General features: G+C 45.9%; 20 protein-coding genes. 2 read left to right on the top strand and 18 right to left on the bottom strand.

The window, feature by feature from the left end; translation table 11 throughout:
- Positions 1 to 12: 12 nt before the first annotated feature.
- The 14 genes from ACRRU2_RS20635 to ACRRU2_RS20570 form a co-directional block, all read right to left on the bottom strand.
- Positions 13 to 651 carry a LysM peptidoglycan-binding domain-containing protein gene (locus ACRRU2_RS20635; protein WP_432504615.1) on the bottom strand — a complete coding sequence of 213 codons (639 nt, stop codon included), beginning with the start codon at positions 649 to 651 and terminating at the stop codon, positions 13 to 15.
- 185 nt (positions 652 to 836) lie between these two features.
- Positions 837 to 4,028, bottom strand: coding sequence for a hypothetical protein (locus tag ACRRU2_RS20630; protein ID WP_432504613.1), 3,192 nt, complete (start codon positions 4,026 to 4,028; stop codon positions 837 to 839).
- 54 nt (positions 4,029 to 4,082) lie between these two features.
- Positions 4,083 to 4,526, bottom strand: a complete 444-nt coding sequence (locus ACRRU2_RS20625) for a phage tail protein (protein ID WP_432504611.1) — start codon at positions 4,524 to 4,526, stop codon at positions 4,083 to 4,085.
- Positions 4,527 to 4,538: 12 nt separating this feature from the next.
- Complete coding sequence (locus ACRRU2_RS20620; RefSeq protein WP_331699161.1) at positions 4,539 to 4,748, bottom strand: DUF6760 family protein; 210 nt, start codon at positions 4,746 to 4,748, stop codon at positions 4,539 to 4,541.
- Positions 4,727 to 5,104, bottom strand: a complete 378-nt coding sequence (locus ACRRU2_RS20615) for a phage tail assembly protein (RefSeq protein ID WP_331699125.1) — start codon at positions 5,102 to 5,104, stop codon at positions 4,727 to 4,729. Before ACRRU2_RS20615 ends, ACRRU2_RS20620 begins: the two co-directional genes overlap by 22 nt.
- A gap of 161 nt (positions 5,105 to 5,265) precedes the next feature.
- Positions 5,266 to 5,703, bottom strand: a complete 438-nt coding sequence (locus ACRRU2_RS20610) for a phage tail protein (protein WP_432504608.1) — start codon at positions 5,701 to 5,703, stop codon at positions 5,266 to 5,268.
- Between the two features lie 56 nt (positions 5,704 to 5,759).
- The gene (locus ACRRU2_RS20605) at positions 5,760 to 7,445 is read right to left on the bottom strand and encodes a phage tail sheath family protein (protein ID WP_432504606.1); all 1,686 of its coding nucleotides are present in this window, start codon (positions 7,443 to 7,445) and stop codon (positions 5,760 to 5,762) included.
- Positions 7,446 to 7,481: 36 nt separating this feature from the next.
- On the bottom strand, positions 7,482 to 8,054 hold the full coding sequence (locus ACRRU2_RS20600) for a DUF4255 domain-containing protein (protein WP_331699128.1): 573 nt from the start codon (positions 8,052 to 8,054) through the stop codon (positions 7,482 to 7,484).
- Complete coding sequence (locus ACRRU2_RS20595; protein WP_432504603.1) at positions 8,051 to 10,270, bottom strand: ATP-binding protein; 2,220 nt, start codon at positions 10,268 to 10,270, stop codon at positions 8,051 to 8,053. The genes ACRRU2_RS20600 and ACRRU2_RS20595 overlap by 4 nt, the downstream gene beginning before the upstream one ends.
- A 5-nt stretch (positions 10,271 to 10,275) precedes the next feature.
- Positions 10,276 to 11,652 (bottom strand): PP2C family protein-serine/threonine phosphatase, encoded by a 1,377-nt coding sequence (locus tag ACRRU2_RS20590; protein ID WP_432504601.1) that lies wholly within the window; start codon positions 11,650 to 11,652, stop codon positions 10,276 to 10,278.
- A gap of 5 nt (positions 11,653 to 11,657) precedes the next feature.
- Complete coding sequence (locus ACRRU2_RS20585; protein WP_331699131.1) at positions 11,658 to 11,996, bottom strand: STAS domain-containing protein; 339 nt, start codon at positions 11,994 to 11,996, stop codon at positions 11,658 to 11,660.
- Positions 11,997 to 12,001: 5 nt separating this feature from the next.
- On the bottom strand, positions 12,002 to 12,466 hold the full coding sequence (locus ACRRU2_RS20580) for an ATP-binding protein (protein WP_432504598.1): 465 nt from the start codon (positions 12,464 to 12,466) through the stop codon (positions 12,002 to 12,004).
- A gap of 49 nt (positions 12,467 to 12,515) precedes the next feature.
- Positions 12,516 to 15,509 (bottom strand): cyclic nucleotide-binding domain-containing protein, encoded by a 2,994-nt coding sequence (locus ACRRU2_RS20575; protein ID WP_331699133.1) that lies wholly within the window; start codon positions 15,507 to 15,509, stop codon positions 12,516 to 12,518.
- 29 nt (positions 15,510 to 15,538) lie between these two features.
- Positions 15,539 to 16,984 carry a hypothetical protein gene (locus ACRRU2_RS20570; protein ID WP_331699134.1) on the bottom strand — a complete coding sequence of 482 codons (1,446 nt, stop codon included), beginning with the start codon at positions 16,982 to 16,984 and terminating at the stop codon, positions 15,539 to 15,541.
- A 154-nt stretch (positions 16,985 to 17,138) separates the two neighbouring features.
- Here ACRRU2_RS20570 and ACRRU2_RS20565 point away from each other — a divergent pair, with 154 nt between their 5' ends.
- Both ACRRU2_RS20565 and ACRRU2_RS20560 read left to right on the top strand, forming a co-directional pair.
- On the top strand, positions 17,139 to 19,169 hold the full coding sequence (locus tag ACRRU2_RS20565) for a hypothetical protein (RefSeq protein WP_432504595.1): 2,031 nt from the start codon (positions 17,139 to 17,141) through the stop codon (positions 19,167 to 19,169).
- A 26-nt stretch (positions 19,170 to 19,195) separates the two neighbouring features.
- On the top strand, positions 19,196 to 20,164 hold the full coding sequence (locus tag ACRRU2_RS20560) for a hypothetical protein (protein WP_432504593.1): 969 nt from the start codon (positions 19,196 to 19,198) through the stop codon (positions 20,162 to 20,164).
- 78 nt (positions 20,165 to 20,242) lie between these two features.
- Here ACRRU2_RS20560 and ACRRU2_RS20555 read toward each other — a convergent pair whose 3' ends face one another.
- From ACRRU2_RS20555 to pelF, 4 genes are read right to left on the bottom strand one after another with little or no spacing between them, the layout of a single operon-like run.
- Positions 20,243 to 20,911, bottom strand: a complete 669-nt coding sequence (locus ACRRU2_RS20555; RefSeq protein ID WP_331699137.1) for a DUF4956 domain-containing protein — start codon at positions 20,909 to 20,911, stop codon at positions 20,243 to 20,245.
- Between the two features lie 21 nt (positions 20,912 to 20,932).
- Positions 20,933 to 21,643 (bottom strand): polyphosphate polymerase domain-containing protein, encoded by a 711-nt coding sequence (locus ACRRU2_RS20550; RefSeq protein ID WP_331699138.1) that lies wholly within the window; start codon positions 21,641 to 21,643, stop codon positions 20,933 to 20,935.
- Complete coding sequence (gene pelG / locus ACRRU2_RS20545; protein WP_432504590.1) at positions 21,644 to 24,763, bottom strand: exopolysaccharide Pel transporter PelG; 3,120 nt, start codon at positions 24,761 to 24,763, stop codon at positions 21,644 to 21,646.
- Positions 24,738 to 26,177 (bottom strand): GT4 family glycosyltransferase PelF, encoded by a 1,440-nt coding sequence (pelF, locus tag ACRRU2_RS20540; RefSeq protein ID WP_331699140.1) that lies wholly within the window; start codon positions 26,175 to 26,177, stop codon positions 24,738 to 24,740. Before pelF ends, pelG begins: the two co-directional genes overlap by 26 nt.

Genomic DNA, 26,177 nt, shown 5'->3' with positions numbered 1-26,177 from the left:
TTCTCCCTCGCTTCAGCCATACAGGCGTGGAATTTTAATGACTGTGCCTGGCTCCAGCCTTTTCGGATTTTCAATACCGTTTGCTCGGGCAATTTCGCGCCATAGCCCCGGTTCCTCATATTCCTCGGCAGCAATTTGCCAAAGCTGATCCCCCTGCTTTACCGTACGCTGCTTGGTCCGATCGGCCGATTGGCGCGGAATGTTTTTGAACTGTTCCGTGATGCTTTGAACGGCACGAAAAGTAACTTTCAGCGTCGCTCGAACCGGAAGGCCCGAGTCTAAAAACATCGTGTATCTTTGCGACACCTTCACTGCCACGCCTTTGAATTGCAGTGTCCCCCATACAAACTTGCATAGCGGCGGCGCGTGCAAATCTTTATCGACTTCCAGCAATCCCGCAATTTGCATCGTTTTCTGCCGGACATCAGTGCCTGCCTCGTAAGTATCGAAAAACAAATCCATATTGAGCGAGGTAGACTCGCCGCTGACAAATTGAGCAATTGGCAGCGACAGGCCGGGGACTGTCTGCCAGGAATATTCATTGGAGGCGTCCATGCTGTATTCCGTCGGATTGAACATAACGTCAATTTGTTCTGTGCTATGTCCGCGATCAATCCAAATCATCGCTTTCTTAAGTGCCAACCCTTTCACTCTCCAATCGATTTTCTGATTATGGATAAGAGCAACAAGCAATAGAAAGGGGGGCCGCTGCGATCAAAAATGGGCATCCTACCGCTGTTGTAGTCCAATTTTTATGAATAAGCACCCCTGTAATAGATAAAAGTGGCCTACAAAGGCGGACGCTGCCGCTTCTCCATTCCCATTCTTGCCCTCAATCATAATCCTCTACGCTGCTGCTCCAGCCGCATCCTGCGAGAAAACTCTCTGTACATTTGGTCTGTAAGCTGCTTGATATTCATTTGAGGCGTTGCTGCTTGTTCCTTTACCTGCAATAGTTCCTTTTCTACGCCTTTAATAGCGTCCTTCAAGCTTGTCATCGCTTCCTTTTGCGCCAGATCCTTTGGCGGGGTGCGCTGCAGCACATGAAGCGCAGCTTCCTTATGCGGTGCAGCATGCGAGCGGCTTACAATTTGCTGCTTTTTAGCAGCTATATCCGCAGATTTACGATGGACAATCGCCGAAGTTTGAGCGCCATTAATGATTTGTTGGTCCCCTGGAGTACCGAGCGAAACAACGCTTACGGTTTTGGGGCTAATCCCATCACTTATCGTCTGGGCTGAGCTGGTAATTTGCATATTCGCATACTTACGGGCCTTTGTGGCAAGCTGTCGTATTTCAGCGCGCATGAATACTCTGGTTTGCGCCAAAGAAGCTGCTTTTTCGCTTAATGGAGACTGCCGACGAATAGGAGAAATTTTGTTCATTTTCACATATGCTTTAGTTATTGCTCGTATACTACTCATTGTGAATTGCTGCTCAAGCTGCTGGTTTTTTATTTCTGCAGGCAGGTTATTCATGGCACGAGCATTCGACATAGCACGCTGTTGTTCTAAACTCACTGGCACTGTGTTCACTAGCAGCTTCTTCATATGCTCAATCTGGGCTAATTGTGGCAGTTCCTTACGACGAGCCACGGATTGTAACGGCTTTGAGCTACTTGCGAATGTTGCTGCTTGCGGCAACTGTATAGTATGAACTTTTACGACAGTATGCTGCTTCTCCTTGTGATGAGCTTGTGCAACAGTATGCTTCACCTCATGACGACGAACATTTACGACAGTATGCTGATTTTCCTTATGATGAACTTGTGCAGCAGTATGCTGCTTCCCCTTGTGATGAGCTTGTGCAACAGTATGCTTCACCTCATGACGATGAACTTTTACGACAGTATGCTTCACCTCATGACGATGAACTTTTACGACAGTATGCTGATTCTCCTGGCGATGGACTTTTACGACAGTATGCTGTTTCTCCTTGTGATGAGTTTGCGCATCAGTATGCTGCTTCTCCCCGCGATTAGCTTTCACGGCAGCATGCTGTTTCTCCTCGTGTTGAACGTTTACGACAGTACGCCGTTTCTCCTGGCGATATGCTTCTGCTGCTGTCTGTCTATACAGAGCGGCAGCCTTCGAATGCAGTTGTTCCGCTATATGCTCAGTTTCCGCCAAGTGACGCTGCACCTTAGCTCTAAAACTTGCAACAAGCGGCTGGCCGGCTTGCTTTTGGATTAAATTTGCAAGCTGCCCGGACATCGCTTTAATCGATTGGATTTTTACAAGCTGACCTGCTTTCATTTGGCCTTTTGATGTATTGCTTGCACTCATATACAACTTAACTGGCTTTAAGCTAACTGGATCCCGCACCTCTATTGAAAGCTTCTTGTTATTATCTTGGGCAGCAACCTTGACAGCTTCCTCTAATCGATCGACAGCTGACACCTGCAATTCCGCTCTTTTGCGTTTAACAAGCTTTGACAAGCTCTCGGCACGTTCAGGAGTAATGCTGTTAAGCCGCGCAGCTTTCCCTAGCCTCTGCTTTTTAACATTCGGATGCGATAAGCTTTCTTCCGCAAGTGTAACTCGTGCTCTGACATCCTCACTGATATACCGTTTTAGCATCAATGTATGGCTAGCTTCCTTAATCGCGTTGTTACCATTTGATTGGCTAGCTGTATCTCGTATTTTTCTATGTACAAACCGGGATGCATTTTTCAAACTCAGTCTTTTAATGACATTAACTGTCTCTGTCGCTAATTGGACAGCAGCAGCTATATCAATTCCGTTTCGCTTCATTGCAACCGTCTCATCTGCCTGGCTAGCGGCGGGAGACAAGGGAGCTTTTTGCTGAAGGCGAGCAGCCTGCTTGGAATGAAATTTAACTGCATTAAAAAATAATGCTGCACCTTGCTTGAACTGCTCTGACTTCCACTTCGTTTCAATAGGACTTCCTGTTTCATGCAATTGATCTTGACGCATAGCGCTAAAATGTTTAATACGACGAATGACTCGTCTTGCCCAATAATTTGGATGAATTGAATTTACAGGTGCATTTGATAATTCTTTTTTTACTACTTGTTTAGAATCAATTGTCTGCGTCTGTTGCAATGACTTCTTATGCGCAAGAAGAACATCGGATGCTATACTACGGAAGCCCACTGATTTTTTTGTGTGTCGGACTTGATTTTGCGTTGAATTTTCAAGCTGAGATTGATCTCGAACAAGCTGCTTGATTTGGCGGATTAATTGTCGCTCGGTTTGTTTATCTGGCTGGCCTCTCTCATGGTCCAAACGTTTCCCGCTTTGAACCTGCTCTTGTCCTAAATGTTGTTTAAACCTATTTTCCATGGAAATGGCTACGTCATTTTTGCTTAAAACGGATTGCTCCGAACTGCCTAAACCATGCTTGACCTGCACAAGCAGCTGTTGAAGCAGCTGCTTTGTTTCTGTTCTGCTCACCGTATGCTTAAGCAAATAGCCGGAAGCTAATCTTCCAGGCCGTTTACTGAGGCTTTCTCTTTCAGCATGAAGCCCCATAGTCCTCCATAACACTTTGCTAAGAATAGACTGCTCCGTCTTAAGCAGCCTTGCTGAGACAGCATTTCCAGTAACAGATGGCTGGTTATTGTCTCTCTGCTGCTCTTCGCGCCGTTTGTGCTCTAATCTGCGGGGATCACTGTTAAGTCCGCGCAGCCTCGTTTGATCAGACTGTCGCTGTTCATCGCCAGATCCAATCTTCACCGATTTTGCAGACTTTGCCTCTACTAGCCGAGCTTTACTTTTGCCAAATGATTCAGCAAGCGTTGTTTGTTGGCCTGCAAGCCTTGCAAGCTCTGTTATGCGATTCATAATCGAGACATGCAGAGCTATAGGGGAATACGTCCGTGATATAGACAGGTGAATATGATGCTGCCTTGAAGCAGAACGGCGCTTGGCGTCCTGCCGCTCCAAATATATTAAAGTCCCATTGTGCTGCGGATTGCCAATCATCCAGCCATACTTGGAAGCGAGGCGGATTGCAAATGACCCGTCGGTCAACTGTATGGGGCGCAATACTTCCGATTCCTTCATCTACCTGCCTTCCCCCTTGTCTATATCACAGACGTATGCAGCTGCAATCAGCTGTTACATCATCTTGAAGCCGTTATGCGTCAGTTCAATATATTCCACTGCAATTTCACTTGCTGAAGCATTAAGATCCGGACCGGACCATTTCGTCGGATAGGCATCGTAAAAATTCCAGCGCCGAAACTCCTGATCCCGTTCGTTATACAAAATAATCGAGCCGCTTTTCCGCTCAATTTGGCCTTCGACCACATTGGCGTACCAATTCCAAAGCTCATCGGACAAGGTCATGCCGCGCTTGAGGCTAAGCGGCACATGTTTCGTTCGCGAAGGAAAACGATGGACAAATTGGTTCAGTCCCCCTTCGGCATACTCCTCCGTATCCGTCTCAACGACCAGGCCTCCTACCTCGGAAAAACCTGCTACGAGCAGACCATCAAGCTCAACCATAAATCTATAAGAGCCTACCAGCTGCATTCTTGCCTGCTCTGACTGCTGCTTCATCCATTTCACCTCTTACTTGAATACATCAAACGGATTATGCCGTTCAGGCTCATCACTCATTTTCCGATTGATTCTGGAAATTTCTTCGCACCATTTTCGACGCTCGCGATGCTCCATGTTCATTATTTGTTCATGACTCCAATGGAAGTAGTAAGCAATAAAGCCAGCCTCCTCATAAAGCCGCTCCTCCGGATAGACGCTTAGGCTCCTTCCATTACGGATAAAAAAGAGATATCCACCTCATGCTCATGATCACATTTTGGACAAACCGCCTGTACGGAAAGCTTTTCTGTTTCATTTATTTCACGATAAAAGTTTTGCAAAAATGCCAGATCCGCTGTAAACATGCGCTCAATTGTTTTTGTATCTACAGCGCGCAGATCACCCAGCTTCGTTATTACACGGGCAAGCAATATAATCGTTAAATAGCCCGGATTTTGCTGTACGCGCTGATCGCGCATCGGCAATATTTCATCGGCAGCTGTAGCCAGCCTCATCGTACCTCTGCGGTGAAGATTGCCGTTCTCATCTACGAAACCCCGCGGCAGCTCAAAATCATATTCTGTCTGAAAGGACATCCTTACGCCTCCTCAAATTTCCACTTTTTTTAGACTGATTGTGCAGCATCCTGCAAGCTCAGCTTCCAATCGGAACAGAAATAGCGGAAGGAACAACATTAAGCAACGTTGTTCCCTGCCACTTCCGTTTGCCCACAAAATCAGTGCAGCAATTCCTTCATCTACTGCGTACGCAGCATACCCTCATGCGCAAGCTCAAGCAGCTCGATTGCAACCTCGGATGCGGTCGCGTTGAAGTCTGGCGCTGTATATTTCGTAGGCCATGCTTCAATGACTTGCCAAGTGGCCACATCCTCACCCTCTTCGTTAATGGCAATAATGGTAACCGTTTTGCGTTCTACACTGCCTTCAACGATACAATCCTGTACCCATTCAAAAAGATCCATCGACTCTGTCGAGCCCCATTTCAACGAAATATTGCCATACTTCGCGAGTCCTGGAAGCTTACGCGGAGTAATAACATCTGTTCCTTCACGGTACTCAATCACATCAAGAGAAGCATCGAAGCCTGAAACCTCGCTAAAGCCTGCCTGCTCAATGCCTTCCACCTCTACACGGAATCGAAACTTGCGGTATGGATCATTGCGTTCGCCTGCCATTGCTACATCTTCCTCTCTAATCTATTCATTATCAAATCAATTTCATATTTTCAGCCTTATTGTTCATTCGTTTTTTGAGTAATGCGGAATACTACAAACTCAGCAGGCTTCACCGGCGCGATGCCAATGACACAGATCAAGCGGCCGTTGTCGATATCATCCTGCGTCATTGTATTGCTGCTGATATCAATGTAAAAAGCTTCACTCGGCGATGAGCCTTGTAATGCGCCGCCACGCCATACCCTTGTAAGGAATGCGTCAATGGTACGGTGCACCTTTGCCCATAAACGCTCGTCATTCGGCTCAAAAACTACCCAGTTCGTCCCTGCTTTAATAGACTCCTCCACAAAAATAAACAATCGGCGAATATTAATATATTTCCACAATGCGTTGGAAGACGTCGTGCGTGCACCCCAAATTCGGATGCCTTGGCCGGAGAAGCTGCGGATTAAATTGACGCCTTTGGGATTCAGCACATCCTGCTCGCCCTTGTTATACTGCACATCCAGGCCGGTTACGCCGCGAACGACTTCATTGGCAGGCGCTTTTTCCACACCGCGCGTGCTGTCGCTGCGTGCATAGACACCTGCAACGGTTCCAGACGGAGGAACAAAAATATTGCGTTTTTCTGCAGGATCAAATACTTGCAGCCAGGGATTGTACATCGCAGCATAGCTGGAATCGAATATATCGCGATGCGACAGCACTTCCTGCACCTTCGTTTTTTCTCTCGGTATATCGAGTATTGCAAAACGGCTGCCCAAGTTCTCGCAATGAGCGACTAGCGCCAGCTGAACTGCCGGTTCCGTTATGCCCGGTACAGACATAATGCTGGCCTGGTCATTATCGATAAAGGCTTGAATGCCTGTGCGCTTGCCAGGTCCGTTGTCCTCGCCTATAAAGCTTGCAGGAGACAAGCCGTCAAGCGAACCGTCCTTGCCCCCAGCAAGCAAGATTGAATATTTATCCTGCTCAGCAAATAATTGCGCTACTGCTGCTTGCTCCGCCGCTTCTATTTTTACTAATGTCGACCGCTCAGCCACTTTGCTCACATAATTTGCAGCTGCTGCATTGAAGGAGCATTTTTCGAATGTCTCCATTTCTAGCCCATAAGCAATATGTAATGTGAATTCCGAGGTAGATAATACTTTACTTGGCAGCAGGCCGTTATCTGTCGGGTCGCCCTCCAGCGGCTGCTCCAGCTCAATTATATGATCCTGCACCTTCACCACTTTATTGGACACAATGCCGGTACCATCAAAAAACTTGACCTCATCGCCATCATGAAAGCCTGCACTGCTTTTTACGCGGTATTTCCCTTCGCCCAAGTCCTCGAAGATTTGCGTTTTTGCTTTGCTTGAAGGCTCACAGAAGATTTTGGCATCATTGCCCCAGGAGCCTGGGTTTTTGGCTGTAATTCTAAACAGCTCGCTTTCGCTTGAAGCAGCTGCACTATCCGTTGGTGCCACACGCATAATATAAGCCTGCGAGCCGCCATTAGTAAAAAACTGATCGACCGCATAAGCCAAATAACGATAAGCGCCAAACTGATTTTCTTTTAAATATGACCCATAATAACGCTTAAACTCATTCATGCTAGTTACAAGGAGCGGCAAGCCTTCCACTGGGCCGCGTTCGGCAAGTCCTATAAAGCCTGCCATACTCGTGCTTACTCCAGACAGCGGCTGACCCGCTGAATCAAATTCCTCCACATATACACCGGGTGACAAATATTCAGCCATCGTAATTCCCCTTTCACGTTTGGAAAATAGTTGATTTTATTTTTGCTTCGTCGTTACAAGACGCTCTCGCACTCTGCCAACAGCTTTCGTACGGGTAGAATCCAGAAATACTGGGCCCAGCCTATAACTAAGCGATAGCTTGTACGGTGTATTAGGAAACAGGCTTAACACCGATTCCAGCGGCATCTCCTCCTTCACAAGCCTATAGGCACCATCCGTGCCGGCCAGCGAGCCGACCAGATCATTGCCCTTTAGAACGCTGTGATCGTGCAGCAGCTGCATGACCTTGCCTATCATTCTCTGCTCATCAATCGCTTTCGTCAGCACATCAGAGGCGGAGTGGGCCGTAATCAAATAATAGAGATCAAGGGCAATAGGCGGGTATCGCATACGATCCCCCTGGTCAATTAAATCACTGCTTCTTACATCTGTATTTTCCTTAATTTCATACAGGAAGAGGCTTATATTCATATCTCCCTTATCATTAGGGTGGGCCAGCCCGACGCCGTCCGAATGAGCGACCAGCTCAGGAACCAGCGCTTCGCGCAGCACCTTCGCCAAGGATAAGCCTATATCGGCAATGACTGAATAATCTGCGATTGTGCTCACCCCCTCCAATACTGTGCATACGGCCCAAGCCGATCCTTCAGCAGCAGCTTCCCGGTTTTTTTATACTCTTGGATTGCTCCTTCCACCATATGCTTCATATGAAGCTCGGAGCCCTCCTCTGCTGCCAGAAATGCCGCAGTCAAAATAATATTTTTGATAGGCCCGCCGGTAAGCTCAAAGGTCTGTGCCAAAAAAGTGAAATCCAACGACTTCGAATGAAGCTGCTTAGGCAGGGAAGCTCTCCAAAGCTGCTCTCTTTGAGCTGTATCCGGAAAAGGATATTTAATAATAAATTGAATTCGCCTTGTAAAAGCTTCATCCAGATTTTGCGCAAAGTTTGTTGCCAATATGGTAAGCCCGTCGTATTCCTCCATCTTCTGAAGCAAAAACGAGGTTTCCATATTTGCGTATTTATCGTGTGAATCCTTTACTTCTGACCGCTTGCCAAACAAGGAATCCGCTTCGTCAAAAAACAGTATCGCTCCGCTTTTTCTGGCCTGATCAAAAATATCGCTCAAGTTTTTTTCCGTTTCGCCAATGTACTTGCTGACAACTCGCGATAAATCGATGCGGTACAGTTCAGCGTCCATTTCTCTGGCCATGACGAGCGCCGACATTGTTTTGCCTGTGCCAGGCGGTCCCGTAAACATCATGCTGACGCCCCTGCCATAAGGAAGCACACGATCAAATCCCCACACCTGCATAACCTGATAACGATTTTTCACCCGATTGCATGCCTGTCTTAACAGCCCAATTGTGTCTTCCGGCAAAATAAGATCAGACCATTCGAACTTCGGATCTACTTTAACAGCCTTTTGTTCCAGCTGATGCTGTACGATGCGATAAGCCGATTGATGAAGCCGCTTAACCTTACGATCTGCCCCTAACTCTGACTCCGCCATAAACTTCTCGCCATTAACACTGTACCTGCACCATTCTTCATCCCGCCCTGCCTGATCCGCTGCAGCTGCAATATAACCGGGAGTAAAACGGAACTTGCCGGCAAGTCGCTGTGCTTCGTAATCTTTCAGCTCCATCCATGACCCGGATAACTGCTGCCAGAGCAGTCGGCTCTGGTCAAAATGAGGAAGAGGCAGATGGACGTTTATATAACGGCTTCGCAGGCCTATCCCTCTAAATTCCTTTCTGCTCAGCAGCAAGATCGGCCTATCGCATTGCTGCAATCTGTCGGCTAGCCAAAGCAGCCTCACATCCGTCTCTTCACCTTTGACAAGCTCGTCCATATGATCAAGAACCGGCAGAGCATTATACAACCGTGCTTCTAACATAAATTGCTCAAGCTTGCTTCGAAATGCGGGTAAGTCCGCTGGTGCAAACAACAGGCTCATTTCCATATAGGCAAATCCAAGGGAACGTGCGGCATGCATCGCCTGAAAGTTTTTTCCGCTGCCGGCTTCACCGTGAATATTCCAGATAAGTCCTTTATCCAGACCTTGCGTCTTCGCATAATGAATAATTTGCTGATGTGTTTCTTGGTGAATGAGAAGAGGCGGAAGCTCATTCAACTCCTCCTCGCTAATTCGCCTTATACCCAGCCCGCTGGTCTGCGAAATGCCCAGCAGGAAATGAATCATAAACCGCCCAAGCGTCAGCGTCTCTTTCAGCACCGATGATTCATCGGCGGAACGGACCGGGTAGGACAACAGCATAGAGCGCAGCACAGAATGCGGATTAGTCAGTTGCTTGTAAAGCAGCCTTCTTTCAAGCTTGCTTTTGCAGCATATCCGCAGCAGCAATTCAAGCGTTACATGCTGGCAAGTCATATCGTCCTGAATATAGCCGTACAGCTTCCAATATTTGCGGTCAATATGCGGTGCGAGCGCTGCAATCAGAACACGCACCTCCCAGCTATGCAGGCCGAGCTCTCCCTCCAGCACATGGACGGGCAGCCGCTCCCCCTTCTGCTTGCTATTGTTAGCTTTTGCGGCAATCCGCTGCTCCAGCTGCTCCAGCAGCTGCTGCTGCTCGCTTGACAGTTCGGCCGCTGTATCCGAGCTAAGCAGCGCAAAAGCTTCCTCCTCGCTAAAATACATGCCTGGATAAGCAGCTGCACGCTCACTGCCTTCTTTTAAGGCCGATATTTGCTCCAGCTCAAGCTCCAGCCTGACATCCAGCATGATCAGCTCGTCCCGCACATACTGTTCCGCATGCTCATAACAATCGGTCAAGGTAGATAATTGAAGCATCGTTTCCATATCGTTCAATTCCTATCTGCTTCTTTTTGTGCTGCCGGCAAATATGCAATAGACATAACTGCAATATCATCCGCTTGCGGCTGACCGCCGCAAAATAAGCGGACATCGTTTATAAGATGTTCATTCAGCTGCTCAGGCTTAGCAGAAGCTATATTGCTCAATAATTCGTATAAACGCTCAGTTCCATATAGTTGCTTTTCTGTATTTAATGCTTCCGTAATGCCATCAGTATAAAAGACTAGCGTATCTTGTTCCGTAATCTGCGCCACATTCTCGACATATTGCGCACTGCCAATTACACCAATCGGCAAATTTCGATCTCCGGACAGCAGCCTTGCTTCACCATTAGAAAGCCATATAGGCGGGCAATGCCCGCCGTTGCAATAAACAAGCCGGCCCGTGTCCAAATTGAAGCTGGCTAAAAAAATAGTGGCAAACATCGTAGAATCCTCAGTGCTCAGCTCTTCATTAATGGCTTGCATAATTGCGGCAGGAGATGTCCATTCTCTCGCCTTCGCTTTAATCCAAATCATCAAGCCGGATAGGAAAAGAGCTGCCGGCATCCCCTTGTCCGATACATCACCCAAGCAAAGCAGCAACGTTCGCTCGTCCAACAAGGTGTAGTAGAAAAAATCCCCTCCCACCTCTCTTGCCGGTATTAGCTGAGCGCTTAGCTGTACCCGCTCTGCTGCAAGCTCATACTGGGGGAGAAAGCTTTGCTGAATTTGCCTTGCAAACAACATTTCGCTCTCCATGCGCTGCTTAGCGGCAGTCGTAACACGCAGGTTTTCCATAGATTCCAGCAGCGCCTCGTACAACAGCATATTTTCCAGCGCTATCGCAGCAGGAGAAGCGAGCATTTCCAGCAGGCGCAAATCCTGCTTGCGGAACGTTTTACCGCCTTGCTTGTTAATAACCTGAAGCACACCCAGCAGCTTGTCCGCCGACACGACAGGCACGCACAGCATATTGCGCGTCGCTACCTTCACCTTGTCGGCCACTCGTGCCGACCAGCGCTCATCCTTGCCGGCATCGGGAATGAGCAGCGGCTGGCGCGTAGCTGCAACATAGCCAGCCACTCCTTCGCCTGGCTGCAGGCGGATTTGCTTAACCTGCTCATGCCGCTCTCCTGTAGCCACCTCAAAGTACAGCTCACCGGTCTTTTCATCCACAAGCAGCACAGATGAGCCTTCAGCCTGCAAGGCCTTCGCTGCTGCAGCCATCATTTTTTCAAGCAGCGTCTTCCGCTCCATCGAAGAGCTTAATTCCATACTTACGTTCAACAGCAAGCTGGCCCTTCTGCTTGACTTGACTAAGTACCTAATCATCAGGATAGCGACACAAATGACGAATGCAGCTGCTGCAATAATCGCTACGGTCAATACACTCACTCTCCACTGGCTATTCGTACGTTCTGAATGGCTTCCTGGCGTGAAGCCGCAATTGAAAAAACAGCTGTAAAGCCCGACATTTGAAACACCTCTTCAACCATTCCGGAAAGTCCGCATAGGACGAGCTGGCCGCCAATTGCTTTCGTTTTTTTCATAGCCAGCAGCATGACTCGAAGCCCCGCGCTGCTTATATATTCCAGCTGCTCCATATCGAAAACAAACCGCTGCTCTCCTGCGGCAACTGCCTCTAAAAAACACTTCTCCACCTCTGCCATCGTCAAGCCATCGAGCCGGCCCGTTAAGTTCAATACGGAATAATCAGCTTGTCTATCCATATGTATCACTGCTTCTCTCTCCCTTCTTCTTCAAGCTCCATCGTAAAATAGTTGTAGCTTCCTGCCCGATTGTAGCGGCATAACCGCGTTTTTTTTCGAATAAAGTAGATGCCGAGCCCTCCTATCGGACGATGCTGCCCGGGCAAATTAATATTAGGCAGTTCATATTGCAACGGATTAAAGGGCTTGCCGTTATCTATAAATAAAATCCAAACCTTCCTAGGAACATAAGCGGAGGCTCGAGCTGTAATTTGGATATAAGGCAAATCGTCATGGGACCTGTTTTTAAAGCCGTAGTGAACGATATTCACGAACCATTCCTCGCATACGAGCTGCAGCGCCGCTTGGTGCTTGGCTGAGAGCTGGAAATTTTCACCGATTTTTTGCAGCCAATGCAACAAAACGGTCCATTGCTCCAGCTCCGCTGCAAGTCCGATTGATTGCACATGCTCCTTTGCCGCATGCTTCATATCCATCCTCCTTCAAGTTTTGTGAAGCCAACCTTACTCGCTGTCGCCCTTAGCCCAGCTTGATGAATAGCTGCTCCAGCGTACGCAGCCTCATACTCATCGCTCTTAGCAAGCCAACCCCTATTTCCGGATATAAACGAACGAGCTTGGTCATTTCCTTGCTTTCAATTTGCAGCACTTTTGCCTCTCCAAAAATAACCTGGGCATCTATCGAAGAGGGCTGGTCATCGAACAAGCTCGTTTCACCAATTGTTTGAAGCTCGCCAAGCACGCTAATCGTGCCTTCCAGACCCGCTTCATTTATCCCGCTCAGCTCCACATGGCCCGACATAATAATGGTAAGCAGCTGTCCCTGCTGACCTTGCTGCAGCAGCAGCTCTCCATCCGGAAATACCTTCTCGCGGGCAATGCTGGCAATCCGCCCGAGCTCCTCAATCGAAATGTTTTGAAATAACGGCACTTGCTTAAGAAATGTAATCTTATCGAGCGCGCTCAAGTATTCCCAATTATTCATTAGCAGCTCCCCTCCATCTCCTGCTCCTGCCTTGATCGCTATAGCCTGCAGCCAGGAATCCGTTACCTCGCTTTGATCCCCGTTATGATCGTCCGGCTGCATAGATTCATCCGCTTGCTGGCGATAAAAACCAAGCAGTGCGCCGCTTAACCGGGCGTTGCCAAGGTTTTCGGATAATACCTCCAGGCCGTTATCACGCAGCTCCTCATCCTTGCTTTCCAAAGCGGCACGAAGCTTCGCAATTACCCGTTCATCATGGATGGATAGCATAACCTGCCACACCGTATCCAAAATAAAACCTTCTATTTCCTTCGCTCTAGCCCTTGCCAGCCCCGTCCATTCCGGCTGATTTTGCATAGCAATCCGTTTCACAATGCGATAGCCTGCTGATAGTGCTGCCAATCGTTTTGCGCATGAGGCTATAACCGCTTGCAGATGTATCTGTTCTGTATCCAGCCGCATCATTACCGCAACTGCCGTTGTCCAAATATCATCTTGGGGAGAATCTATAAACCGAAGCAGCTCCGGCAATGCGTCAGCCCCAATAGCGAGCAGCCCATCCTCAATGGCCGAACGCAGCTCCTTGTCACTCCCAACCAGCATTTCCATAAAGCTTACGACCAGCTCAGCTCCGCCTAATTTTCCCATTGTCCTTACCGAAGCTAATTTCACTGCAGCGATATCAGAAAGCGCGCTCATCATTACATCCATATACAATTCCTTTAGCTTGCGCTCGCTAATAAGCTGACAAGCCAGCACAGCCATTTGTTGTGAGCCGCTTAGCAATTTGCGCATATCCTCATACAGCAGCGCACCTTCGTCCATCCCCCGCCAAGCTTCCATACGTACCAAAAGACTGTCATCCTTATAAGCTCGTTCCAAATAGTACTTTTTTTCCGTTCCCGTTCTGGCCGCAATCAGGAGCTGGCGGTAAGCGGCAGTACGTACCTTTTCATGAGCGTCCGCCGTGAACAGCTCCATTTCTCTTATCGTCCGCTCAGACCAGCTGTCTGCATGCAGCGCTGCAAGGGCAGCTGCTTTCTGCTCGCCATCATGCTGGCATGCATATTGCCATAAAGGCGCGCCCAAGGCAGGATGAGGGCGCATGCCCAGCAGCTCTAGCGTAAATTGCCTTATATTTGCATTGGCATGCTGCAGCTGCAAGACGAGCGCTTTGCGAATTCGTTCATGCTTGATGGAATCAAGCAGCTGATCGACAAAATCATGAACAAAGGCAGAGCTGTCCTGCAAATACTTAATAAGCTCCTTCAAATATAGATGGCGTGCGGTCCAGGCTAATATTACAAGTAGCAATGTACAAATCAATCCGATCACAGCCTGCCAGTTCAAGGCAAGCAAAGAAGAGGAATGAAGCATGGAAAGGCCCGAGCCCAACAAAATCCCAACTGAAGCAGCCAGACTTTGTGCAATATAGCGATAACCGTCACGCTGCTGGAGCGGCAGCATCTTGAAAAAGAATTGATAGCTCGGCTCAGCAAAATAGTAAAGCAGCAGGTAAAGCAGCCCGTAGCCGATTGACACCACTATAAGAGCATATTCCGACGCAACCAGCGTGCTAACAAGCAGCAGGCTTGCCAAAAAAATGAGCGCAATGGCAAAAACGGTGTTGCTTGCTCCTAGCCAGTCCATTAATCTGGCTGCTACTATTTGCAATAAAAAAGCGGCGCAAAACAAAATAATAACCATCAAGCCGTAAAAGGAGGTCAACTCCTTCTCCGTCGCAAAGGACGCTTGCGCTACGGTAAAATACTGATATTCGATTAGAAAATAGACCGCTGGCATTAATGTCATAATGCCGATCACGGTAAGCAAAAACGGAGAGCGAATCGTTTGCTTCAAGTAAAACAAGGAGGATTGCTCTGCTCCGCCTTGCTCCTCACCCTGCCCGTTCGTAAAAGGCAGCAAATATTGCCGAATAGAACGGACAAACTGCGGCAGGCCTGCAAGCAGCAGCAGCACCGCCAGCATATACAGCAGCTCAGGACCCAAATAAGCCGCCATTGAATTAGATATAACTCCAGCTGCAATGCCGCCGATAATAGCAGTCAGCACAAATACCGGCATAACCCGCTTCGCCTGCTGTGTCGGACAGAGGTCAAACGCCGTGCTCCACATTAGCAATGTCTGTTGTCTGATAACAAAATTGGAGGATAAAAATAAAACGATATAATACATCGTTATATCCAGCCCAAGCAGCTTGCTTGTCAAAAGCACAGCACCATTCAATAAGCCAATGCCAATAAATAGTCCATACAGCAAAACCATAAATTTCGACTTCGCTGTCCGCTGCGAAAAATAAGAGAGCAGCCAGCCCTCCAACGGCAGCAGAAAAGCCTCTGCAAAATACATGAGAGGCAAATATTGCGTCCCTACGCGACTGTTAAATATCGCCATAAAGGATGTGTAGTTAATCATTTCCGATACACCGGCAAGAAAAAATACCGAGCCCAGCATCCATACCTTGCGCCGATCCTCATGACGCAATTGAAACCATGTTTGTAATCCCATATGCTATATCTCCATCTAACTGATAAGGCTTATATATGTACCCCAAGCCGTTCATAAAGCTGCTGTTTGCTCGGCAGCTTACTCCCATGTAATAAACCGAGCCGTTCGATAATAAGAAAATATTGTTTTTTCTTCTGCCGCACGCCTTGCTTGTACAATAACGCTGCAACAGCAGAAAGCAACTGGTCGTAGCATTGCTGCGCGGAAAGAAAGCCCAACTGCTGTAATTTCTTTCGCTCCGCTTTGTTCCTTTTGGAAAGCGGCAAATGGGCAATGCCCAGGTAACGGTGCACAATATCGCCAGGGGATAATAGTGACTGTCCATAAGCTCTTGCTGAAGCTTTAACAGCGTGATTGCTCCTGCTGCCTTCACTGGCCTTTGTTCCGAAAAGCAGCCACATGAGATGCTCAGGCTGCTCCGAGCTGCCCCGCAGCAAGTCTGTTCCCGCCAGCAACGGGAGCAATTCCTTGCTCCACTTCAGCTGTTCCGCCTCTTCCTCCTTCATTCCAGCAATATGCTCCTGCCGATCACGCTCTTCCAAAGTAGAGCTGTCATCCGGCTCCCAATCGACCTTGTCAACAGCTTCTTCGTTAACCCTGTTTTCTTCCATCAACAGGCTGTATTCAGCATTCTCCTGCTCGTCCTGCAGCTCAGCTCTTGCTCCAGCCGGTTTTTTAGCTTGCTGCTCACTGCCAGCTTTTTTCTCTTCCTTGCGCTGCTGTTGTTCAGCTTCGAATACAGCTTGGCTTACGCGCGTCCAATCGACCCATTCCTTCAGCTCTTTTACAATCGTGACTTGCTTGGCAAACTCGGTAAACCTAAGCCTGCTGCCGGCCGCAAGCCGATGCAAAACCTGCTTTTTGCGAGCGGTCGACAGCAGCTCGAACCGTTGCATCAGCTCCCGTTGCCCTTGCTTATTCGCTTTATAGTTCAGCCATCTCACAATATCACGGTACGGAGCAATAAGCCCTGTCACATTAACGGTGTTATCGGCTTCAAGATGGCGTTCAAGCGCTCCGGATTCGTAAATACTGCCTTCCTTCAACGCTTCATCACGCTGTAAACGAATCTCTTTCAGCGCTTCTATGCTATCGTCAAGTATCTTCCATTTATGCGGCAAAGCCTGCCACAGCTCCAGCTTAGCTATAGAGCCGGCGGCATGAAGGAGGACAGCTTGCCGCTGCTCGGCAGTCAACTTTGCAAAGCGGCGCCATAGCTGCTGATCAGCGTCAGGCAGTTGAATCAGCCTGCTTACGTGAGAACGGGAAGGCTCCTTCATCCCGCGCATGCATTGTCTTTGCAGCTCCAGCCTCTCCAGATCAGCAGCCCTTGTACCGATCCACCTGTTGCCATACATTTGCTGCAAGCTTGCTTGGTACTCTTGCTGCGCTTCATGCCCATGCTGCAGTCTGCTTAGCTTTGGCGCTTCTTTTTCCTGAAGCATAGACAAATGCCGCTCATTTGCCCTCTTCATGGCCTATACCCGCTTTCTTTCCTTCGACATAAATCTCCTTTCTTCACAATATCCGAGATTCATAAAGAACATTGTAACCGGGCTAACAAAATTATTATTTTTAACCATTTATACTGGTTCAAGATGAAACATAAATATTGGAGGGCGATCGACGATGACTCCCCCATCTCATGAGCCTGCAAAGGCAGTCAAACCGACTGGAGGCCAGCAGACCGAACATGCGAATGCCAATCATGCATTGGCCCCTTACTTCGGCGAACAGGAATTGAGAGAGGTTTATACAGACAAATTTTTTGATCCGCTCAAGCTGGCTGTATTGGACAAATTCGGAGTAGGAAGAGGCGAATGGAGACGCTCTGATGAGCTTAACGCATTTCGTCAGCGCTTAAAGGACGCTGCCCGCAAGCAGGCAAGCTTGGATATTGCCAATCAGATGGATGATCACCAGGATTTAAAGGATAAGAGCAATATTGGCAAAGCTTTCTTCGGAATGGCAGCAAACAAAGAAGCTTACAGCATGTCAAAAATATCAGTTGATGCCATTATGTATCGTGAAGCAGAACGTATTATTGAAGCAGTTAAGCCTGCCCAATCTGCGCTGTCAGATTTGCGAAATGCAGCCTATGATGGTTCTTCCAGTCTGATACATAATAATGCCTTGGAAAAGGATATTAAGAAGCGTGCCCGCAGCAAAGCACAGGATAAAGCAAAGGAATTGCTAAAAAGCACAAAAGATACTGCCGTTAACGAAGCCCGTAAAATTGTAAAAGGCGATAAAGATAAACCCCAGGCAGGCGCTGATACGAATCGTCAGCTAGCGATTCAAAAGGATGTTACCAGCCAGGTTAAAACCGATGAAATCGGCAAAAAATCGATAACGAAAGCAATTGAAAGCGATTCGCTAAACAGCGGCCTGACAAAAATAGGCGGTATTATTGACCGGGTTGTTCCCCATGACGGGGACGCCGCTTCACTTGCTTGCGAATTGAAAATACCTATCGGGCAATCAGGCGGCTATGTCATCATCTCCTTTGAGGCAGGTGCAGAGCGGGATGAAGACAGCATTGAAATAAGCTCGCAAATAGGAATCGGCGTCGGCGTGGAAGCCGGCATCGTCGATTTCAATGTGCAGCTCGGCATGTTCGTAGAAGCAAACGCCGCAACGACGTCTTCTGCTATGAATTTGATTTCGTATGGGATGTATCGCTACATCAATGCCAGCGTTCCCAGTCTTGCAGAGAGCATGTGGGGGATGGGCGGAAAATCCGGAAAATCCGAAACCGAGGAAGCTGAAATGTGGGCTTCCGCTATAGAGGCTCAAGATATGGATGACGAGGATAGCAGCGTATCGGTGGGAACCTATAAGCAGCTTGCCCTGGCCATCGAATCGGGCATTGCAGAGGTTGATCTGAGTCTTACCAAAAAGAGCTTTAATCAATATGACAAAAAAACAATTATGGAGCATACCCGCAACAAATTCGGAGATCAAACCGACATTGCTAGGCTGCGCAACAAAGCCTTGCAATTAATGAGCGTGGAAGAGAAGAAAAAATATGAGGTCAGTGCGGAAATTGCCCTCAATTTAGGCTTTGGCGAGTTAGGCTTGGAGGCTGAAGGCGCGCTCACCAAATCTGGAAGCGATTTTGAAAGCATTGAAATATCAATGGGTGTTTCCCTGCCTTTTGAGTATGGCGGAGATAACGTCGACTGGGTCGCAATTATAAGCAAGCTGTACAGCCCTTCAATGGGGCTGCTCACGACAATGAATAAGGCGCTTGCTAGCAAGGATAACGGGGTGCCGGGTGCCCAATACAATGCAGCACAAAAACAAGGCTCCATCCTGGATGCGGTAAGCGACACGTCCATTTTAAGCTCAAAATTCGACAGTATTGGCCAGTCGATTGCGAATTTCAAAAGCGAGGTCGACCCGGATACGGGAGAGGTGGAGCGTCTCTTTTCACTTAAATCACAAACGACGCTAGGCTTTAGCTATGAATACGAATGGGGAGAAAACGGCCAGCCTGGACAATGGGAGGTCTCCCTGGAGCTCGGAAAAAGTAAAAGCTTTGAAATCGATGCGGATGTATTCAGCTTCAGCGTAGAAAAAACGAAGAAAATCGCAGAATTCGGCGGAGAAAAGAAAAAGGGCGTAAAGTCTTTGAAGAAGGGCTTCGCCGGCTTTTAATTGATTAACGTAAAGGGGCGCGATACATGATGAAGGCAGACACAAGCAATCAGCTTTCAACCGTCAAGGTGAATGTTCCGATCCAGTTCAAAAGCTGGAGCAACCAGCTTCTTCACGCCACACTTACTTCCATTGCATTTCAAGCTGACGAGCATGAGACTCATGCCAGCCTTAATATAACCATAAGCGCCAGCACCATGCAGCAGCTCATTGACGGGCAATGGTTTCATGCATGGCCGCACGCCTTGACTGCACAAGCCCATTACGACAAGCTCACTTCTATTGAAGTAAGTCTTGAATTAAACCCTGCCATCGCTTCCCTGCTCGCTGAACAGCGCAAGGATGCCGAATTTATACTTGCTGCGCTGCTGCCTCCCTCCACACTGGAGGACAGTGCATATGCAGGGACCCTTGCACATAGCGATTGCTGGTTTTTGCTTGAAGCCATTCAAACGGTCAAGCTGCCTCCTTCCTTAAAGAAGGAAGGAACGCTGCGTCAAGGCATTCGCACGATTTGGCATCCCTCCTTGTCTGCAGCTATGCAGCGGCAGCCAAGCATTATACAAGAAGACAACCCTGTGAAACTTTCAGTCATGCAGCAGCTTGAAGCAGCACTAATCAGACAACAGCTGAATTACGATATCTTTGAAAAACAAATTTTTCGCGTGCCTTTCCATAGCGAAGCTACTGGCCGCTGGCTGCTGCTATTGCAGCCGGATACAGTCCTGCAAGCAGTAACTGTCCATAGCATGTTCCCAATCCCAATCCCTTCTGGCAAACAGGAGCGCTTGGCCCTATACCTGCTTCGAATGCAGAGCGAATTTACTTCCGGCTGCTTTGAGCTTGATCCTGAGGAAGAGCAGCTGCGCTTCCGCTCAGTAATAGAATGTCCCAATAAAGAACTGCCTGTTAACAAACTGCAGTCCATCATCGGCAACCATATGACACTTATGGAGCAATATATCCCTGTAATCGAAAAAATTCTAGAAGACTAAAGCCGTTTTAATGGCAAAAGGACGCCCCAATGGCGTCCTTTGTCTGTTACCCGTAATGATTTAAATAAATCAACAGCTTTACTGCGCATAATCCCCCGTATAATTAACCAGAGACACATCGTTAACGCCGTTAATTTCGCTAATATTTTGAACAAACGCCGTATTATCATCCCGCAGCGAAATTTCTACAGTCAGCTCTGTAAATCCTTTTCTTACCGTTTTGGACTTCAGCTTTGTTTTTAATTTGTTCAGCTCGACACGCAGATCAGACACTGCCTCTTCCGTATGGCGAATGATAAGCAGGTAAGTTTGCTCTCTTATCTTGCGTCTGGATAAAAGCATCAGCACAAGGCCAATAATGATGGAGCCGCCGATCGCCAGCGGATAAATCTTGGCACCGCACGCAATACCTGCCGAAATCGCCCAAAACATATACACGATATCAAGCGGATCCTTTACAGCCGTTCTAAAGCGGACAATACTGAGCGCGCCGACCATACCTAGGGACAAGACAATATTTGTACTAATTGTCATAATAATAAGTGCCGTTATCATCGTCATCAATACAAATGACACATTGTAATTGTAGCTGTACACAACACCCCGGAACGATTTGCGATAAATCCAGTAAATAAACATACCGATCAGGAAAGCAAATAGCATTCCCAGCACCATATCAACGTAGGATACAACGCGGAAAGCTTCGAGCTTTAACACGCTTTGTTTAATAATATCTTGAAAACTCATGGACACTCCTCCAACAGAACATTATTCCTTAAAATGCTGTATCGATTTTTCCCGACAAATAACATATTTCGATATCGAAGATCGAATGTGGCTTTTTGGCTGCAATATTTTACGAATATGATCGGGAAGGAAGGAATCAAATTTCACTTCCATAATCGTAAGCTCTGGCGGAATAGCCTCCTCTATAACGAGCTCTGGATGGAACAAATCAATTGTATTGATGCCAGCCGACAACTTCTTATCAAATGTAATGCGAACATTGCCCATCTCGTATACATAAGCTTCACGCCAATAATCTACTATTACAACTGGTCTAAAATGATAGGTTTTTAGCGCAGCGTAAAACTCGTTCAACAGGCTTTCTTCACGATCAAGCAAAAACTCATACTCTCCCGCTAATATCAGCTCATACTCCTCTCTCGTTAATGGAGCTGACTCCTTGCATACAAACTCGCCAAACTTGCTTTTTCGCTCTAGATTAATCGTTTTGTCGCTTTCATTGTACGTCCTGATGCGGTACTTATCTCTCTTGAAAATCCCATCATTCTTCTCTTCAAGAGCAGCGCGGCGCGGATCGTCAAAATATAAACTGCGAATACGATAGCCATCATAATCTACCGAATAGGAATCTAAAGCAAGAGTGGTAGACACTTTTTGCTTCAAGGCCAAGAAGTCATGAAGATGCAAATAATACTTTTGCTCTGTTCTCAGCCTGCGCCCTCGAAATTGCAATTACTTCACCTCAAATTCTCTTACTCCATTCTGACTTACCTCTTCATCGTCATAAATAAAATCAAACGCTGTTTGTTCATTTCCCTTGCTATCCCTCACGATAGATTTCCAATAATAGCTTCCAGCTGGCAGCTTATCGATTTCTACTGAATTCGTAGGAATATCTGTTTTATGAACTATTATATTTGAAAATTCCAGATCCTTAGCTATTGTAAAATCATATGAAAGAGTGTCATCCTGCAAGTCAAATGATATTTCCCAAGAAAACTTCAGTTTATTTCCTACAGTCTCGACATCATTCATGAAATACGGCTTAGGCTTTTCCAAATCTTCCATAAAACGTTTAATACTTGCTTCCGGAGTCTGAATGATAATATTCAGCTCATCATCATACTCGCTAGTATGTCTTGATAAAAACTTTACATCAGGAGAACGATATAAAAAGGGCAGTACAACTTCTTTATACTGATTAATGTGCTCTTGTATCGTTTCCTCGTTAATATACTTTTTATGAAGCTCTTCTATTTTTGCTTTTAATTTCTCAACATTACTTTGTTGTCTAAAATAACGATTAGCTAATTTAGATCCCCAAAAATTGCTTATTCCGTTTTGAAATGATCGGATACTTCCGCTTCTTCTTTGCTTCTCCCAGCCGCCATCATAATCCCATGGCAAGAAATACCATTTTTCATTATTAAGAGGGGAGTACAAATAGAAATTATTAGCGTCAGTGTCCATATTGTCCATTAGTATATTCGCAGCCGTCCAAGTTAAAAAGTTCTCTTCGTCAAAATGCTTTTCCATAACTTGTTCAATAGGTATACTTAGATCATTTACATCATCAAGCATCTCTATCAACCGTGTATGTTCTTTTCTTCCTTTAATTTCAAGAATGGATTCAAAGCTTTCCAAATCAAAAGTTGGATCTTCCTCTTCTTTGATTTGCTCATTATATCGATTGAATTCAAAGAAAGATACCTTGTACAAATAACCATTGGGATCCAACAAATGGGCACGTAAAAACTTCTTATTAGGCTGTTCAACATGAGTAAACAGTCCGTAATCCTCATAACCTGCATTCTGTATGCCCGTTGACAAATCCTTGACATAAACATGAATAAATTGTGTTCGCAAGCTGGTCATATTAGGAATCTTTTCAAACAAATCAAAACTTAATTTATTACGTATACGTGAAAAATCCAGACTATGTTTATTTAAATTAATTGTCCGCTGGTCCATATAAGTTCCAGCATCATCATGAAGCTTAATCCGAAACGATTTTTGAGACAGGCTCCAAGCAGTGTTGCCGCGCAGTTCAATTGATGCATTCTCAGCGGTAGAACCAAAACCAAACATTCCTGAAATTGGCCCCTTCCCGTCGCTTAATCCTTCCTGCATAATGATCGGCAGCTGCTTCGCTTTTGTTCGATCCGTTTGTCTGTTTAGTGCATACCAATCAAATCTATCGTCAGTCTCTGTATAAGGGAGCACAGTAATATACAGCGTCTTTAGCGAGGAATCATCATCACGCTCATAAAGGCGTCTATCTTCTTCTAGCGCTGTATTAATAGTATCTGGCATAGGCGCACGATTCACAATTTTATCCTTATCGGAATCTGGATCATTGATATCCATTCCCTCCAGTCCCGTGCATGCTGATAGTAACAATGTGCACACAACTATTACAGAAACCATCATGCCCGCTTTATTAATCTTTTTGTTCATACTACCGCGCGGCTGCTGATTAATAGGCTGTGAGCAGAATGTAAAGTAATCAATATTACGTAGGACATATAGCAAACGACCGATAACTAAACCTAAAGCTATAAAAGAGGCTATAAACATTCCTAATCCATCAAACTCCAATCGCATCATCCAATAGCTTAAACCAATGTTAAGCAATACAAAAACAAAACCTATGGATATGACACCTTTACGGTCATCAAAATACATTAATATATGTGTGAGCACAAAGAAAATAATAAATAGAAAATACGCTAAAGCTAGTATAATGAATAAATCGAGCTGCGCCATTGTAAATCCTATTTTCGGCAAAAATTTAATGCCAAATGCAATAGCCAGAATAGTAAACAATAGCTGGATTTCCATCAACAGACTAATTTCTTTGGTTAATGTTTTTTGCATTTTGTTTTTTGCAGCAGATATATCTTGTATCGTACCGCCATTTAAAATATTCAAATAATACAACTTGAATTTTTCATAAAATGCAGTTTCCACTGATACTACAAACGTTACTAATGTTGGCATTACTGATAAAAAGGCAAAAAATACGGGAAGATCATAATAAGGCATCACTAAAAATTGATCTGCAACTTCTACACCTCTTGAACCAAGCCAATATACAAAATTGTGCAAATAAACGCCTGAATATACAAAACAGCCCGCAAAAAATAGAGAAGCATACTTTTTAAAATAACTTAAATATTCAAAGAAATAAGCACGTTCTGCATGTGGAAATCTCTGTTCAAAATGATAGCTTGATAAAATAACGATAATTAAAAACCCTATATCAAGACCTAATAGCGCAGCTACTGTGGGATCTAAATCTGCATATTGGGAAACTAGCCAACCGCTTATTAAAGCCGCAACCGAGCCTATTAAAAATCCTCTTACAATACGAATGTAATCTTTCAATGCTGATAAATAGACACCTTGTATCCATACAACAACCAGCAGCATAAAGAAGAAATAAGCAGCAAGCTTATACTGCCAATCGGCCGATACCCCGTTCAAAAATAAAATTGCAATTAATGCAGTTGTGGGGAGCATAATTATTAAAGCACCGTAATAAGAAGACATGATTCGATTGTATTTTTTCTGATAAAGCATATCCGCGGTATAGCGGGTAAGCACCATAGAAATTCCGCTCGTCAATACAATAGAAAAAATAAAACAATAAGAAACCGTTGCTATATACAATTCCCAATCTAAATATGTTGTCTCTTCTGTCTTCGTTACTTTCTGTAAGGCTATAATTAGCAGCATACTTAGAATCATAGGGCCAACAGTAGTAAGAGAGGAGTAGGCATATGCTTTAATATTGTTAATGAGACCTTGCTCACGAAAGAGCTTTCTAAGCTCGAAGCCTATCCCTGCCATCCAATTCCCCTCCTAATCTGTCATACAACTGACGATAGTTTCTTATGACGTCATCCTGGCGATAGTAACGCTTCACTCGCTCATAAGCATTTCTTCCCATTTCAAGACGCAGTTTTTTATTTTTGCATAATGTTACTGCAGCCTGAGCCAGATGCTCATAATGCATGACCGGCGCAATAAAGCCTGCAGCTCCTATTCCGTCATTCATACCTTCAATCAGCTCTTTGCAGCTGCCTACATTAGTAGCAACAAATGGCTTGCTAGCAGCCATTCCCTCTAATATTGCAAGAGGCTGTCCTTCACTAATACTAGTCAGCATCAACAAATCCATTTTCCCGATATATTCTTTGATAGGTACAGAGCCGGTAAAAATAACATCCTTCAATTGTAAAGCCTCGACAAGCTGTAAACATTCATGATAGTAGTCCTCGTCCTCTTCATAAGGACCCATTACATAAAACACCGCATTGGACAGCTCCTGCTTAATCAAGGCAAAGCTTTGGAGCATTGTCTTAATATCCTTAATAGGAACTACACGAACGATTGCACCGATATAAAATTGATCTTCCGGCTTATCCGCAGGGAGGGCCTCATAATCCGTAATGGTCACGCCGTTCGGTATAAGCTCGATTTTCTGCTCTAAGCAGCCCAGCTCGACTTCAATTTCTTTATTTCGGCCGAAAAGTGTCGTAACCCAGTCCGATTGTTCATAGGCACAGGAAGATAGCCGGTAAAAATATTGAATCCATAAATCCTTAAAATAACCTTTTACCCATTCTGCTTTTATAATTTCTTCTTCTCTTTCACGTGAATAAATACCGTGCTCTGTCAGTAGAAAAGGTTTTTTATAGATCTCCCTTGCCACAACGCCAATTACTCCAGCATATCCTGTCGAAACGCTATGATACAGGTCGGCCTTAGGAATGTCATCTCGGATCGTTATAAATAGCGGCAGGATCATAGATCGTACTGTCCAGAACATTTCGGTAAAAGGAACGAGTGGATATTTCTCCTCACAAAGCTCCTCTAAAATGTCGAAAAAATCTTTACTCGTCAGAAAATCTGAAACCTTATTAAACTTTGAGCTGCGCATCATCTGAATAAAACTGGACCAGTCCATATCTCCGGCTCCGCCAAGCAGCGCTTTTACGTTATTTTTTTGATCCTCGGTTAGTCTAAAACGCTTGCCCCATTTGCTATCTTCCTCCAAATAGGAATCCAGAAAAGCTTCCTTTACTTCAACAATATTGGCAGGTAAATCATATTTAAAAATACCCTTCTGCTTTTTTTGTGCTGCAATTGCATATATAACAAACTCATGCTCGGGCATTTGTTTAACGATATTTTGAATCCAGCTCGATACTCCGCCTGTAACATATGGGTAAGAACCTTCCGCTATGATACATATTCTCAT

Source organism: Paenibacillus sp. GXUN7292 (assembly GCF_050864975.1).
Classification (GTDB): Bacteria; Bacillota; Bacilli; order Paenibacillales; family Paenibacillaceae; genus Pristimantibacillus.
This window is presented reverse-complemented; position numbering and strand designations above follow the sequence as displayed.